Genomic DNA, 13,861 nt, shown 5'->3' with positions numbered 1-13,861 from the left:
GGGCCCCCCTCGTTCCTGCCGCTGCCCCCCCTTTCCCCGGGCCTGTCCCGGGGCGCGGGGGGGGGGGGGGCCCGGCGGGGCCGGGGGGGGGGGGGGGGGGGTCCCCCGCCCCCCCCCCCCCCCCCCCCGCCGTTTCGGGCGCTGAGTACTTCTCCTGCTCCCGCTCCTCCTGCTACTGCTGCGGCGGCTGGGGCGCTTGCGGCGCTTCGGGAGCCTGGGGGTACTGCGGCTGCTCGGTCTGCTCCGGCTGCTGCGGGTAGCCGTAGCCGGCCGGGGGATAGCCGGGCTGCGGTTGCTGAGGGTGCGGCTGCGGCTGCGGCTGCTGGGGCTGGGGCTGGCCGTAGAACGCCTGGCCCGGGTGCGGTTGCTGCTGCGGCGGATACGGCTGGCCGGGTTGACCGGGCTGCTGAGGGTACGGCTGGGCCGGCGGCTGCCCCTGGGGCGGGCCCTGCTGCGGGTACGGCTGACCGGGCTGGGGCGCCTGCGGCGGGTACGCATAGCCCGCCTGGGACGGATACGGCTGACCCGGCACGGGTTGTCCGGGCATCGGCTGACCCGGCATCGGCTGACCCGGCATCGGCTGTCCGGGCATGGGCTGTCCGGGCATGGGCGGGGCGGCCACCGGGGGCGGGTTGCCGTCGTTGGTCCACAGCCCCTGACGCTGCTGGTGGCGGATGAAGTCCTCCGCGACCAACGCCGTGAGGTTGAAGTAGGCCTCGCGCACCTTCGGTCGCATCATGTCGAGGTCCACCTCCGCGCCCGCGGCGAGGTGCTCGTCGAACGGCACGACGACGACACCGCGGCAACGGGTCTCGAAGTGCGACACGATGTCGTCCACCTTGATCATCTTGCCGGTCTCGCGGACCCCGGAGATCACCGTGAGGGACCGCGAGACGAGCTCGGCGTACCCGTGCGCGGACAGCCAGTCCAGCGTCGTGCTGGCGCTGCTCGCGCCGTCCACGGACGGTGTGGAGATGATGATGAGCTGGTCGGCCAGGTCGAGCACACCGCGCATCGCGCTGTAGAGCAGACCGGTGCCGGAGTCGGTGAGGATGATCGGGTACTGGTTGCCCAGCACCTCGATCGCGCGCCGGTAGTCCTCGTCGTTGAAGGCCGTGGACACCGCCGGGTCGACGTCGTTGGCGATGATCTCCAGGCCGGACGGCGCCTGGGAGGTGAACCGCCTGATGTCCATGTACGAGTTGAGGTACGGGATCGCCTGGACGAGGTCCCGGATCGTCGCCCCCGTCTCCCGGCGCACCCGTCGGCCGAGCGTACCGGCGTCCGGGTTGGCGTCGATCGCCAGAATCTTGTCCTGGCGTTCGGTGGCCAGCGTGGCGCCGAGCGCGGTGGTGGTCGTGGTCTTGCCCACGCCGCCCTTGAGACTGATGACGGCGATCCGGTAGCACGACAGCACCGGCGTGCGGATCAGCTCCAGCTTGCGCTGCCGCTCCGCCTCCTCCTTCTTGCCGCCGAGCTTGAAGCGGGAGGACGAGGCGGTCGGCCGGCCGCTCTTGGCCTTCTGCTTCTTGTTGTTGAGCAGCCGGTCGGACGACAGCTCCACGGCGGCCGTGTAACCCAGCGGCGCGGCACCAGGGTTGACCGGCTGCCGCTGGTCGTGCTGGATCGGCTGTGGCCAGGCGGCCCCGGCCCGGGGGTCGACCGGCTGCTGAGGAGCCTGCGGGGCCTGCGGCTGTTCGGCCTGCGAGGCATGTGGGGCCTGCGGAGCCTGTGGCGCGGGCTGCTGCGGGAAGCCGTAGGCGCCGGGGGCACCCGGAGCGGCAGGCGGCGTCGGCTGAGGCGTCGGGTGCGGCTGCGGTCCGGCGAAGCCGGGAGCGCCGGGGGCCTGTGGCGCGGGCGGCTGCGGGAAGCCGTGCGGTCCCGTCGGCGGGAAGTCCTGACCGCCGGCCGCCGGGGGCTGTCCATCGCCCGGCTGCGGAGTCCCGGGCTGCGGGAACCCGGGCGGCGCCTGGGGGGCCTGGGCAACCTGCGGCTGTGGGGCCTGCGGCGCGGGCGGCTGGGGGAAGCCGTAACCGCCGGGAGCGGCAGGCGGCGTCGGGTACGGCTGCGGTGCGGCTGGAGGCATCGCCGGGTCGGCATGCTGCTGTGGGAAGCCGTAACCGCCGGGTACTCCGGGCGGGTTCGGGGCGGGGGCGACGCCGGGCTGCGGAAAGCCGTACCCCGGCTGCGGGGGCTGGGGCTGCGGGGCCGGAGCGTGCGGCGCGGCCGGGGCCTGCGGCGCGGGCGGCTGCGGGAAGCCGTAACCGGGCTGCGGTGCGACCGGCGCCGGCTGCTGGGCCGCCGGGTTCCAGCCGGCCGGGGTCTGAGCCGCGGCCTCGGCGGGCTGCGGCTGTGCCGGCCACTGGGCCGCCGCGGCAGGCGCCGCGGGCTCGTACGACGGCGGCAGCGGCGGCAGTTCGCCGTGCGGGGGCGGCGGAGGAGTCCACGCCGCCGGGGCGGCGGGAGCGGGGTCCTGGGGAGCGGGAGCGTCGTTCCGAGCGACGCTGCCCTGCGGCTCGGCGGCATCTTCCGGGGTGGTGGCGGCGACGCCGGCGGCGGGGCTTTCGGGCGTCGGCTCCGTCACGCCGTCGGCGTCCGGGCCCTCGGGCTGGGCCTGGGGGCCGGTTCCGGGGGCGACTGCGGGCTGGGCTCCGGCCGTAGCGTCCGCCTGTGCCGGTGCCTGGGGCTGGGGCTGTGACTCCGGCTCCGGCTCCGCCTTCGTCTCGGCTTCGGCCGGGGTTTCCGCATCGGCGGCGGTGTCACCGTCCGCGTCCGCCGCATCCGTGGAGGCGGTCGCCTCGGCGCCCTCGGACACCGGGGAGAGCTCTGGGGAGGGATTCGTCGACGGCTCGGGGGAGTCGGCCTGCTCGTCGGACCCGAGGGGCTCGACGGGCGCCTGGACGGCACCGGCGGGAGCCGTGGCGTCGGCAGGTGATCCCGTGTCCTCGGCAAAGGCGCCGTCGTCCGTGGCCGCGGGGTTCTCGTGTTCCGGCTGCGCGGTGGCGGCCTGTTCCGCGATGTCACGCCGGAGAGCGGCCGAGGAGAAGCGCATGGTGGCGCCGCTCTCCAGGTCGCCGTTGCCTGCGTCGCCCTCCGCTGGGGCCACTGCGTCGGCGCCCGCGCCCGGAGCCCCCCAAGGCGCACCCGGCTGTCCCAGGGGCTGCGGCTGAAAATGGGCCTGGGGCTGGGGCTGGGGCTGGGGTTGGGGCAGTGGTCGCGGCTGGGCGTGGGGATGCGGTTCGAAACCACCGCCCGGCGGAACGCCCGGCACGGGGGCCGGTTCTGCGGCGAAGGGCACGGCGGGAGCCACCGGACCTGCGGCGGGCACCGGAGTCGCAGGGGTCACCGGACCGCCGGGCGCGACCGGACCGGCGGGATTCACCGGCTCCGCGGCACCGGTGGGACCGGCCGGCGCGGGAGGGGCCGTGGGCGCGCCGGGCGGCGGAGGCGGGGCGGCCGCGAACGGCGCCATCGGAGCAGGCGGAGCGGCCGGAGCACCCGCACCGCCCGGAGCACCCGCACTGCCCTGGCCGCCCGGACCGCCAGGGGCTCCGGGCGCCGGCGCCGCAGGGGGAGCGGCAGGCGTCCCGGGTGCGGGCGTCGCACCCGGTGCCGAACCGCCGCCCGCGTTCTGCGTGTACCAAGCCGGCGGCGCGTAGTCGATGGTGAACTCGCCCGTCGCCTCCACGGAGGATTCCGCGTCGGGCTGGTCATCGCCGGGTGTGGCCCAGCCCCCGCGGATGCCGTCCCGATCGCTGCTCACAGTTCCTCCTGATTGGTCGAGCACCCTCATGCCGTGCCCAAGCGACCATGTCTGTCGTCCGATGTGGGTTCGCGGCCGTCTGACGTCGTCGGATGTGCGGGCCCTCCCCCGGGGACGCCGACGTCCACCCCACGGTTTCCGGCCCCGCGCCCCGTACCAGCCTAATCACCGAACGGCCCGTCCCGGCAGGCCCGCCCACCCCTCGGCACCGGTCCGTCACGTCACGGACCGTCAGAGGGGGCGCGCGGGCACGTCAGGCAGCCGGGTAAATCAGCCGTGATGACCGAAGTACCCGAACTGTCCCAAGTGGTGCCCGGACTGGCCCGGGTAGAGCCTGAACCGCCATGCGGTGCCCGAACCGCCATGCGGTGCCCGAACCGCCTCGGGTGCCGCGCGGTGGGGCAGAGCGGCGGCGGCCTCAGTCGATCCGTCTCGGTGTGCCCAGCAGGCCGATCTCCGCGTCGGTGGGCTGGGTCATCACGTACTGCCGGTCCCGGTCGCCGCACCACAGCGTGAAGCCGTCGGCGAGGGCGGGCAGGGCTTCCACGTCACGTGGGGGCAGTGCGAGGGCACGGCCGAGTTCCGTCGCCTCGTCCGGCGAGATCCGCTGGACGCCCACGAGCCGGGCCTGCCGGATCAGCCGGGGTGCGACCGGGCTCAGGTACGGCAGAAGGGTCAGCACGGACTGCCAGGGCCCGGAGGCGACCCGTCCGCGCGGCGGGCGCATGCCGCAGTCCCGCACCACCAGCGCGGGCGTGCCCGCCGATGCGCCCTGAGGGGGCACCCGGCCGACCTCGTACACCGCCAGCCCGTTCTGTCCGCCGCCCATCGCGTGCACCATCTGCACCCAGGCCTGCGGTCGCCCCGTCTCCACGGCCACCCGCGCCCCGGTGGCCGCCGCCCTCAGCGCCAGCACCTGCGCCGTCCACAGGCCGCCGATGAGGACGACGTCGTACGGCGTGGGCCGGTTGATCCCCAGCACGGCCGGCCGCCCCTCGGCGTCCACACCGATCACGACACCGTCGTCACCGATGGGCAGGGCGAGCGCCGACAATTGCTCCAGGGACGCCGAGTGGCGGCCGTGCCGTGGCCCGAGGAGGCCGAAGCCACTGCGCGGCGACCGGCGTCCGGACCGGCCCGCGGGCGGCTCCGGGTCGCCGGAGGCGGTGGGTCCGTGCGCTGTCGTCGTCGCCGTCATCGAGCACCTCCGAGGGGCAGCGTCGCGAGCATGCCGGGCACCTGCTCCCGGTCGAGGCGGGCGAGGCCCGCGCCGGTGTGCCGGGCCGCGCCCTGCACCGCGCGCCGGGCCGCCACGAGTTCGTCGTCACTGCGCCCGGTCACCCGGATGTGTCCGGAGAGGGAAACCTCCTGCCGGTCACCGCGCGCGAGCGTGACACTGAAGGTGGTGGCGAGCGCGGGAACGGCCGTCACCAGGGCGACGAACTGCGGCAGCGACGGGCCGGCGCCGCCCAGCGCGGGCCAGCGGCGCAACCAGTACGTGGTGTGGCGGCGGTTGTCGCACCGCCAGCTGCGGCCGGTCTCCTCGGTCCGCCGCTCCAGCTGCCCCGTCCGGCCGGCCTCGGCCGTGACCAGCGGGTTGGCGCAGGCCGACGTGGCGACCGCGGCGGTCAGCTCCTCCTCGTCGAGGACGGTCGCCCGGAACCCGGCGCCGGTCAGCCGGCTCGCGAGATGGTCCGCCGCCCGCACGACGCACTTCTGAGCACCGGTCAGGCCGCCCCCGCGGACCGCGACGGCCTCCGGACACAGCTCGGGATCCAGTTTCAGCGCGATCCAGGTGATCCGCACCGCCGGCGCTCCCGTCTGCTCCTGCAGCGGCGCGTAGTTGGCCACCGCCACCGACTGCCGGGGCAGGTGCAGGGCGGGCGCGGGCTGGGTGTGCAGCACGATCTGCGCCGACTCCAGGACGATGCCGTCCACTTCGAGGGCGTCCGCCACCAGTGCGAGGGGCAGTGGCTGCCGGTCCCGCTCGGCCCGCAACGCGGTCGCGTCCGCCTGCACCTGCAGGACGGCGGTGACGAAGGTGCCGTCCCCGACGAGTCCGACCGGCCGCCGGTCGCGTCCGCCGTACGTGTAGGTGCGCAGGCCCGGATCGCACTCCACGGCAGGACCGAACCCCGGTTCCGTGCCGGGCGGTATCCCGAGCCGGTCGGCCCGACGCCGGCGCGCCTTCAACGCCCGCGCGGTGGCCAGCCATTCGGGCAGCGAGCGGCCGCGGCGACGGGCGAAGGCGAGGACCACCAGCGCGACGGCGACGACCGCCGCCGCGATCAGCGCCACGGGCCCGGCCACCCAGCCGACGACCACCGCCGCCGCCGCGATCTCCAGCAGGACGAGGCGTTGCAACCGGAATGCCCCGCCTTGCGCGGTGCGCGCCCTGAGGTGCGGCGTCCCGGACGCCGACGAGCCGCCGCCCCGCTCGGGCGGCTGCGGACCGGTGGGCGCGGAGCCCCGGTTCCGCGACCGGCCGGCGGAGCGCACGCCCGTTCCCGAAGCCATCACTCCATCTCCCCGTTCCGTTCACGAATCGCCCGTGTTCCAGCACCGCACACGGCACTCGACGGCCCAGGAACCCTACCCGCTCCCCGAGTCCCCAGGGCTACCGGGCATAGTAGGTGGCCGCTCTGACATCGGAGACGGGGAACCGGGCCCGCCCGCGCGGCAGATCGCGCGGATCGGCCGGAAAACGGGGAGTGACGAGCACAGATGGCATCTCGGCGGGACCAGCTCAACGCCTACACCTTCGCGAAGCGCAGGATGCTCGCGGCCTTCCTCCAGTCGTCGCCCGACGGCTCGGAGGAGGGGGCGCCGCGACCGCTGCGCGGCATCCTGCCCGGCATCGTGGTCGGGGTGATCGTGATGGCCGTCTTCGGCGCGTGGGGCATGTTCAAGCCGACCGCCCCCAAGGGCTGGGACGAGCCCAACGCCAAGGTGATCGTCGCCAGCAAGTCGACCACCCGCTACGTCGTCCTGCGGACCGGCAAGGAGGTCCAGCTGCACCCGGTCCTTAACATGGCCTCCGCGAAACTCCTCCTCGAGGAGGGACAGGGCGACGTGGTGACCGTCTCGGAGTCCGTCCTCGACAGCGGCAAGGTTCCGCACGGCGTGACCGTCGGCATCCCGTACGCGCCCGACCGGCTGCCCTCCGCGTCCGAGGCGGGCACCGCCAAGCGCTGGGCGGTCTGCGAGCGGCCGGGGGCCGGAGGCGGCGCCTCGGTCCAGAAGGCCGCGCTGGTGCTGGCCTCCCGTGAGAAGGGGGCCACCGAGGGCTCGGAGCGCCTGCACGGCGGCCAACTGCTCTATGTGGCGGGCCCGGACGGCAAGCGCTTCGTCGTGGACGCGGCCGGCACGGCGTATCCGGTGGGCGGCGGCGACGAGTTGCTGCTGCGCGCGGTGGTCGGCTCCGGCCGGCAGCCGCAACGGGTCTCCGCGGAATGGCTGGCGACCCTGCACCAGGGCGATCCGATCGCCTTCCCGGACGTCCCCGGACAGCCGGGCTCCGCGGCCGCCGCGCCCGGCCAGCTGGGCGAGGACGAGAACAAGATCGGCATGGTGCTGAAGGCGTCCGACAACCACAAGGACCAGTACTACGTGGTGTTGCAGGGCCGGGTCGCTCCCGTGTCCGCGTTCGTCGCCCAGCTGCTGCTGTTCAGCAAGGAACTGGCCCCGCTCGGCCAGGCAGGCCACGCCCGCGAGATGAGCCCCGGCGCGATCGTGCCGGGCGGCCCCTTCGGCACCGAGCACCGCTGGCCGACGGGGAGTCCCGTGCCGGTCAACGAGGCGTCCTCGGCAGCCGGGAGCCGCAGCACGATCTGCACGGTCCTGAGGGGCGTGAACGCGGGGTCGGGCGCCACGACCCTGAGCACCTGGGCCGGCGACGACTTCCCGGCCAAGCTGCCCACGGGCTCCTCCAGCGCCTACGTCACGCCCGGCTCCGGCCAGCTCTACCGCCAGTTCCAGGGCGAGGAGACCAAGGCCGGCCCGGTCTTCCTCGTCACCGACACGGGACTGCGCTACGTCCTGCAGTCCAACGGCGACAGCGCGACCGACGACGCGGGCATCGGCACCACCCCCGAGCAGCGCGAGAAGCAGCAACAGGAGGCCAAGCAGGCCCAGACCCTGCTGGGTTACAAGGACGTCGACCCGGCGCCCATCCCGGCCGCCTGGTCGGAGTTCCTGCCCACCGGCCCCCGCCTGTCGACGGCGGCGGCCCGCCAGCCCCAGGGCTCGTGAGAAGGGAGACGGCCATGGCGCCTCGTACGACGAAGGGCGGGCCGGGCCCCCGTCCCGCCCCGCGCACGACGACGGCCGCGCGCAGGACGCCGCTTCCGTCCGCGACATGGGCGCTGCGCACGACGCTCGCGACCGCCGCCGCCCTCCTCACGACCGCCACCGTCCTCGCGCCCCCCGCGGCGGCCGCGCCGGCGGCGGGCAAGCTGCCCTACTCCGACCAGTGCGCCTTCCCCAACGGCGACTACCCGGGCCGCCCCTGGTCCCTGCAGCGGGTCCTGCTGGACGAGCTGTGGAGCCGCTCCAGGGGCAAGGGCGTCCGCGTGGCCGTCATCGACACGGGCGTGGACGTCAAGAACCCGCAGCTCGCCCGCGCGGTGGACGTGAAGGCCGGCCGCAACCTCCTGCCGAAGAACCTCAAGGAAGAGGACGGCGACCCGATCGAGCGCGGCAACGAGAACGGCACGACGGACACCGTCGGCCACGGCACCAAGGTCGCCGGCATCATCGCGGCCCGCCCCCGCGAAGGAACCGGCTTCGTGGGCCTGGCCCCCGAAGCGACGATCATCCCGATCCAGCAGAACGACGCCGAGGGCCACGGAGACACCAAGTCCCTCGCCCGGGCGATCCGGTACGCCGCACAGGCCGGGGCCGGGGTCATCAACATCTCGCAGGACACCTCCAACGCGCTGAAGCCGTCCCCCGACCTGGAGAAGGCGATCGACGAGGCGCTGGCCCGCAAGATCGTCGTCGTGGCGTCGGCGGGCAACGATGGCCTCGGCGGCAACGTCAAGGAGACGTACCCCGCCTCCTACGAGGGCGTCCTCGCGGTGGCCGCCTCCGACCGCAACAACGAGCGCGCCTCCTTCTCCCAGTCCGGCGACTTCGTCGGCGTCGCCGCCCCCGGCGTCGACATGATCTCCACGGTGCCCCAGGGCGGCCACTGCTCCGACAACGGGACGAGCTTCTCCGCGCCGTACGTGGCGGGCGTGGCCGCGCTGCTCAAGGCGCGGCACCCGGACTGGACCGCGCGCGAGATCGTCGCCCAGATCGAGCAGACCGCGGAGCGCACCATCGCGGGCCACGACCGCCTGGTCGGCTGGGGCGTCGTCGACCCGGTCCGCGCCCTGACGGAGGACGACCGTCCCATCGAGTCGCCGAGCCCCGCGGGCGGCCTGGGCAGGGCCGAGGCGCCGTCCCCCGCCAGATTCCAGATCGGCGAGACCCCCGACGAACGCAACACGCGCCTCGCCACCTACGTCACCGTCGCCGCGGCCGTCCTCGTCGCCGGCCTCACCGGCACGGCGGTGGCCATCCGAGACGCCCGCAGACGCTCCCGCCGACCGGCGGGAGCGGAGTAGCGGCGCAGAACAGCGGACGCACGTGACCACGGGGCAAGTTGAGGCATGCAGGCGGCACGGACTTATAAGATCATCGCAACAGCAAGCGACTTGTGATGCCGATGTGCAGGGGGACGGAGGTCGGCCATGGGCGTGCCCGGACCCGGCTCGGGGCAGGGGAGCGGCCCGAATCTGCGGGTCTCCGCGACGGATCTCACCAAACTCGCCGGTGACCTCGACGACATGCAGGATCACCTGGACAAACAGGTGCAGCGCATGGACGCGATCGTCGACCGCATCGAGGCGGGCTGGCGAGGCCCGGCGGCATCGGCGTACCGCGACTTCCACCGCGCGGCGGCCGAGGACGCCGTACGCATCCGTGAAGTGATGAAACTCCTGGAGGAGGCGGTACGGCTGAGCCGCGACGGCTTCTCCCAGGACGACCTCGAAGTGCTCGCCCACATGCGGCAGATCCAGGTGGACGTCGACAGCGAGGTCGCCCGCCTGTCGACCCCGAACACCGAGCCGCCGCCGGCCCCGTCGCCGCGCAGCAGCCTCGACGCCTTGTAAGCCGCCCCGAGCCCTCCGGAAAAGCAGTTGCTGAGACGATCAAAGGGGGATCATGTCGACCGGCGCCGCATCCGACGACGAGCACATATCTGTTTCCTTCGCCACCCTCGAAGAGGTGGCCGCCGATCTGGAGGACGTCCTCAAGAAGCTCAACGCCAAGCTGGACGACCTCTACGACCGGGTCGTGCCCGTCGTGCTGTCGTGGCAGGGCGAGACCAGGGAGGTCTTCGTCGACAAGCTCGACGAGTGGGACCGCTCCGCCCAGGACCTGCAAGCCGCCCAGAAGTGGCTGCACGAGTATGTGACCACGGGCCACACGAATTACGCAGCGGCCCACCTGGCGGTGCTGCGGGGTTGGGGAGCGGCCTGATGGCCGAGCGGCGACCCACGGACGAGGAGCGCGCTCAGGAGAGGGCGCAAGCCCGGACCCGCTCACCCAAGTCGAGCGGAGGTGGATTCGACGTTCAGCCTCAGCATCTGCACTACACAGCGCTAGTGGTGCGTGACGGGCAATTCGACTACGACAAAGGTGCCACGGCGCTCGTCGAGGCGCTGAACCAGTACAGCCAGTCGGCGGGAACCGGCTGGGGCGCGGACTCCTTCTCTTCGGTGTATAAGTCGGTGAACGAGAAGTTCCTGGAGCTCTGGGCGAAGAGCGTGGTCAGCGTGGGCGGGGTCGCCGTCGGTCTGACGGACACGGCCAACAAATACACCCAGGCCGACTGGCACGCCCGCAAGATGTATGGCCCGCCGCCGGTGGAGAAGCCTCCGCCTGCCGTCATCGACAAGCCGCCCCGGTACGGCCCGGTCAACGACATCAAGTGGTCCGGCACCGGTGAGGACGCGGACTCCTGGGACATCTCCGGGATGCTCGGAGAGATCCCCGACTTTCTGGCCGACGTCATCCGGCCTGCGATCGAGCACGGCCTCAACCTCGGCACGATGCACGAGATCACTCCGGGTGCCAGGGACGAAGAGCTCAAGGGCATGGCCACGGCCTGGCGTGCAGTCGAGAAGGACGCCAAGGCGGCGTCGGACGACTTCAACAGCGCCATCAAGTTCATCACCAACAACAAAGGCAACGACGAGTGGCAGGGCGCGATGAAGGCGTTCTGCCAGACCATCTGGGGCACCACCGAATGGGGCAGGACCTATGACGCCCAGGGCAACCGGGCTTCCATGGGCCGTAGTTGGAAGACCAATCGCAATGTAGTGCCTGCGAAGCAGCGGCCCATCATCGAGATTCTCCGCCAGACCGCCAACACGGTGCAGGAGACCCTCGACCACCTGGCCGACGTGCGCGTCAAGACCGCGGAGACGACGACCCGGCTCGGTCAGGAGGCCGCGAAGGCGACGGCCAAGGATCTCACCACAGGCCTCGACCTGGGGGAGATGACCCGGCTCGCGGCGACAATGGCCTTCGGCGAGATCGTACTGACTTTCCGCTCGCACATGGACAAGGCCGCCGCTGACGCTGCGGTCGCGAAATACCACCAGGAGTTCAGCGACGCCGCCACCAAGCTGCTGGCACTGGAGGTCGAGCTGGATGAGGCGCTCCTCAGCGTGCCCACGTTCCGAGCGGAGGCGGCGCGCGCGGCGGCGTACGGAGCCCGCTCCTTGAACGACTTCAAGAAGGAGCACAGCTGGCAGCGGACCGAGAACCAGATCCCGTACAAGTACTCCATAGACCTGGTCACCGAGGAGGAACTGTACGGGGGCCACAGTATCGACAAACACGTCGGTCTGACTGACCCCCAGCTGACCCGACGCTTGCGGGACGAGGCGAACGGAGCGGGCAAGGTCGATATTCCGGCGGCTTCGTCCTTCACCGACCTCGATTCGGCCCAACATTACACTCAGTATAATATTCGGACCAATACGGCAGAAATCGAAAAATGGCTGACGGGTCCCCCGCCTCCGACACCGGGAGAAAAACAAGAATTCTCGGTGAATTCGGTATCCTCGGGATTGCAGGGAATGTCGACGGTGACCGGACGTACGGCGCCGGTGGTGAACGATCGGGCGACGCCGCCACGGGACGCTTACGGCGTTCTGTCCGTGCTGAAGTACGAACCGAACCTGGACCCGCCGTTCGTGGTCTTGACATCCATGCCCCAATGACGAGTGAGGAGTCAGCGATGGCCGACCTCGATGAGCGTTCGTGGTCCGATGCGATTGACATGTATGAGCGGCGGGCGACCATCGCCAGGACGACGAGCCGGGAGCATGAGAACTGGGTGATCGACCTGTCCACCCTGATGCGCGGTGACACCCGCGACGCCCGCGGTTGGCGCACGGTGGACATGTGGGAGGGTGAACTCGAAAGGCTCGACGAACCGACCTATCCGTTCGTCATGCCCCCAGAGGCCGTTGCGACGGAGGACTCCTGGAAGCCCTATCTGCACGAGATTCCGCGCTCTCAGGCCTTGCGATTCCTTGTTGCCCTTTCCACCCCCTGGATCGATGTCACAAAGGAGCCGGATTTCGAGGAGCGCCGGGAGGAACTCGAAGCGAATGCTCATGTCATTCTGTCGCGCTTTCCTGAAGGATCGCACTTCTATGCCAACACCGGACATGGTAGCGATGCGCGTGACTACTACCAGCGGGTTTCTCGCTGGTACCCCTTTTCTGTGCGCACGTTCGACTTCGGTTTGGTCCTTGTTTCGGAGACGGAAGTGGGGATGGTCTGGTCATTCCGATGATGCGACGTGAGTCGTTCGTCCGAACAGGTTGGCGTTCTCTGTTCGTTCACCCCCGTCTGATGGAGCCCAGCACTTGCGCACCCGCACTGCCACCTACCCCGACCGCGAGACCGCCCAGTGGGCCACCCAGCAGGTCGTCACCGCCAACGAGCAGATCATCCACCGCTGGCTCGCCGGGTCCACGCGCCCGCGCCTGACCATCGAGGCGTCATGGCCCTCGCGGCCCGAACCGATCGGCCGAGTGCTGCTGCAGGCGATGATGCTGGCCGGCCGGGAGCCCGTGGACGTGCGCGCCGCCCGTGTAGTCCTGAAGCGGGACGCAAGCCGCCCGCACGGCTTCGCCGTGCACGCGACCTTCCCCGTGTACCTGTAGGAACCCAGTAACAGAAACCCGTAGAGGCTGCCCACCGTGCCCCTGAGCCCCCTCGAACACGACCGCCGATACGGCGAGTTGGACCAGGTGATCCGCGCCTACGCCGGCCAACCGGCGGACGACACCCCCGAAGAGCCGAGTCTCGCCCTGACCGCCTACCTACGTCAGACCTGGCACACCCGCCCCTGGGCCCTGGCCGTGGCGGAACGCCAACTTCGCGAGTACGCCGACAACCCGCCGGGCCGACTCCGGCTCCGCCTGGGCGAGTTCTACGCCGTCCCGGACGTCGGCCTGCCCGAAGCCGAGATCCAGCAGTGGCTGTACTGCCTGGCCGACCACCTCCGGCACAGCGTCGAGCAGGGCGAGGCCCCGCCGCCCGCCGTTCCCGCCACCCACTGGGAGTGGCACGCCCGCTTTCCGGAACTGGGCCAGTTCCTCGGCGGCTGGTTCTCGCAGGACATGCCGGACGAGTTCGACGACCACGACGCGGCCGTCGACGACTACCGTTCGCACACCGACCCGCACCTCACGGCCCGCCTGGTCGGCGAACTGCACGAACTTCTCGCCCTCGACCTGGACGAGCCCGACTACGCCCTGGCCGTCGCCGAGTTGGGCATGGAGGTCGACCCGCCCGCCCCCTACGCTCCCAGCGGTTGGCTCGCGCTCGTCGCGGGCCGACTGAGTACGCCGCGCGCCGACTACGGCCCCGGTGCGGCGACAGAAGCGCCCTGACGGACGACCAGGTCATTTCGCGGTAAAGCGCTGATCTGGCCACGGCCAAACACCTGTATGCGTTCCGCATGCTCCGACCCTGCCGACCTGAAATAGCCGGACTTGCCCGAAAGCAGGCTGGCTACGGTGGTGC

At 72.0% G+C, this 13,861-nt stretch carries 11 protein-coding genes; 8 read left to right on the top strand and 3 right to left on the bottom strand.

Annotated features, from left to right (window positions below):
• Window positions 1-172: 172 nt before the first annotated feature.
• The 3 genes from ACH4ZA_RS37885 to eccE all read right to left on the bottom strand — a co-directional run bounded on the left by ACH4ZA_RS37885 (window position 173) and on the right by eccE (window position 6,280).
• The gene (locus ACH4ZA_RS37885; RefSeq protein WP_398433596.1) at window positions 173-3,793 is read right to left on the bottom strand and encodes an SCO5717 family growth-regulating ATPase; all 3,621 of its coding nucleotides are present in this window, start codon (window positions 3,791-3,793) and stop codon (window positions 173-175) included.
• A 388-nt stretch (window positions 3,794-4,181) separates the two neighbouring features.
• A complete protein-coding gene (locus tag ACH4ZA_RS37880) occupies window positions 4,182-4,961 on the bottom strand; it encodes a hypothetical protein (RefSeq protein ID WP_319280816.1) in 780 nt (259 codons plus the stop codon).
• Entirely contained in the window at window positions 4,958-6,280 is a 1,323-nt protein-coding gene (eccE, locus tag ACH4ZA_RS37875; RefSeq protein WP_398433595.1) for a type VII secretion protein EccE, read from the bottom strand. Before eccE ends, ACH4ZA_RS37880 begins: the two co-directional genes overlap by 4 nt.
• Before the next feature lie 207 nt (window positions 6,281-6,487).
• Here eccE and eccB point away from each other — a divergent pair, with 207 nt between their 5' ends.
• The 8 genes from eccB (at window position 6,488) to ACH4ZA_RS37835 (ending at window position 13,728) form a co-directional block, all read left to right on the top strand.
• Window positions 6,488-8,014, top strand: coding sequence for a type VII secretion protein EccB (gene eccB, locus ACH4ZA_RS37870; protein WP_398433594.1), 1,527 nt, complete (start codon window positions 6,488-6,490; stop codon window positions 8,012-8,014).
• A gap of 14 nt (window positions 8,015-8,028) precedes the next feature.
• The gene (mycP, locus tag ACH4ZA_RS37865) at window positions 8,029-9,372 is read left to right on the top strand and encodes a type VII secretion-associated serine protease mycosin (RefSeq protein WP_398433593.1); all 1,344 of its coding nucleotides are present in this window, start codon (window positions 8,029-8,031) and stop codon (window positions 9,370-9,372) included.
• A gap of 126 nt (window positions 9,373-9,498) precedes the next feature.
• Window positions 9,499-9,921, top strand: coding sequence for a WXG100 family type VII secretion target (locus ACH4ZA_RS37860; protein WP_398433592.1), 423 nt, complete (start codon window positions 9,499-9,501; stop codon window positions 9,919-9,921).
• 52 nt (window positions 9,922-9,973) lie between these two features.
• The gene (locus tag ACH4ZA_RS37855) at window positions 9,974-10,291 is read left to right on the top strand and encodes a WXG100 family type VII secretion target (RefSeq protein WP_398433591.1); all 318 of its coding nucleotides are present in this window, start codon (window positions 9,974-9,976) and stop codon (window positions 10,289-10,291) included.
• 125 nt (window positions 10,292-10,416) lie between these two features.
• Complete coding sequence (locus ACH4ZA_RS37850; RefSeq protein WP_398433590.1) at window positions 10,417-12,042, top strand: RNase A-like domain-containing protein; 1,626 nt, start codon at window positions 10,417-10,419, stop codon at window positions 12,040-12,042.
• A gap of 17 nt (window positions 12,043-12,059) precedes the next feature.
• The gene (locus ACH4ZA_RS37845) at window positions 12,060-12,623 is read left to right on the top strand and encodes a hypothetical protein (protein WP_398433589.1); all 564 of its coding nucleotides are present in this window, start codon (window positions 12,060-12,062) and stop codon (window positions 12,621-12,623) included.
• Window positions 12,624-12,696: 73 nt separating this feature from the next.
• The gene (locus ACH4ZA_RS37840) at window positions 12,697-12,996 is read left to right on the top strand and encodes an RNase A-like domain-containing protein (RefSeq protein ID WP_398433588.1); all 300 of its coding nucleotides are present in this window, start codon (window positions 12,697-12,699) and stop codon (window positions 12,994-12,996) included.
• Between the two features lie 36 nt (window positions 12,997-13,032).
• A complete protein-coding gene (locus tag ACH4ZA_RS37835) occupies window positions 13,033-13,728 on the top strand; it encodes a contact-dependent growth inhibition system immunity protein (RefSeq protein WP_398433587.1) in 696 nt (231 codons plus the stop codon).
• Window positions 13,729-13,861 lie beyond the last annotated feature (133 nt).

Source organism: Streptomyces sp. NPDC020597, from assembly GCF_044335095.1.
Classification (GTDB): Bacteria; Actinomycetota; Actinomycetes; order Streptomycetales; family Streptomycetaceae; genus Streptomyces.
Note: the sequence above shows the minus strand (reverse complement) of the source record. Positions and strands in the feature narration are given on the sequence as shown.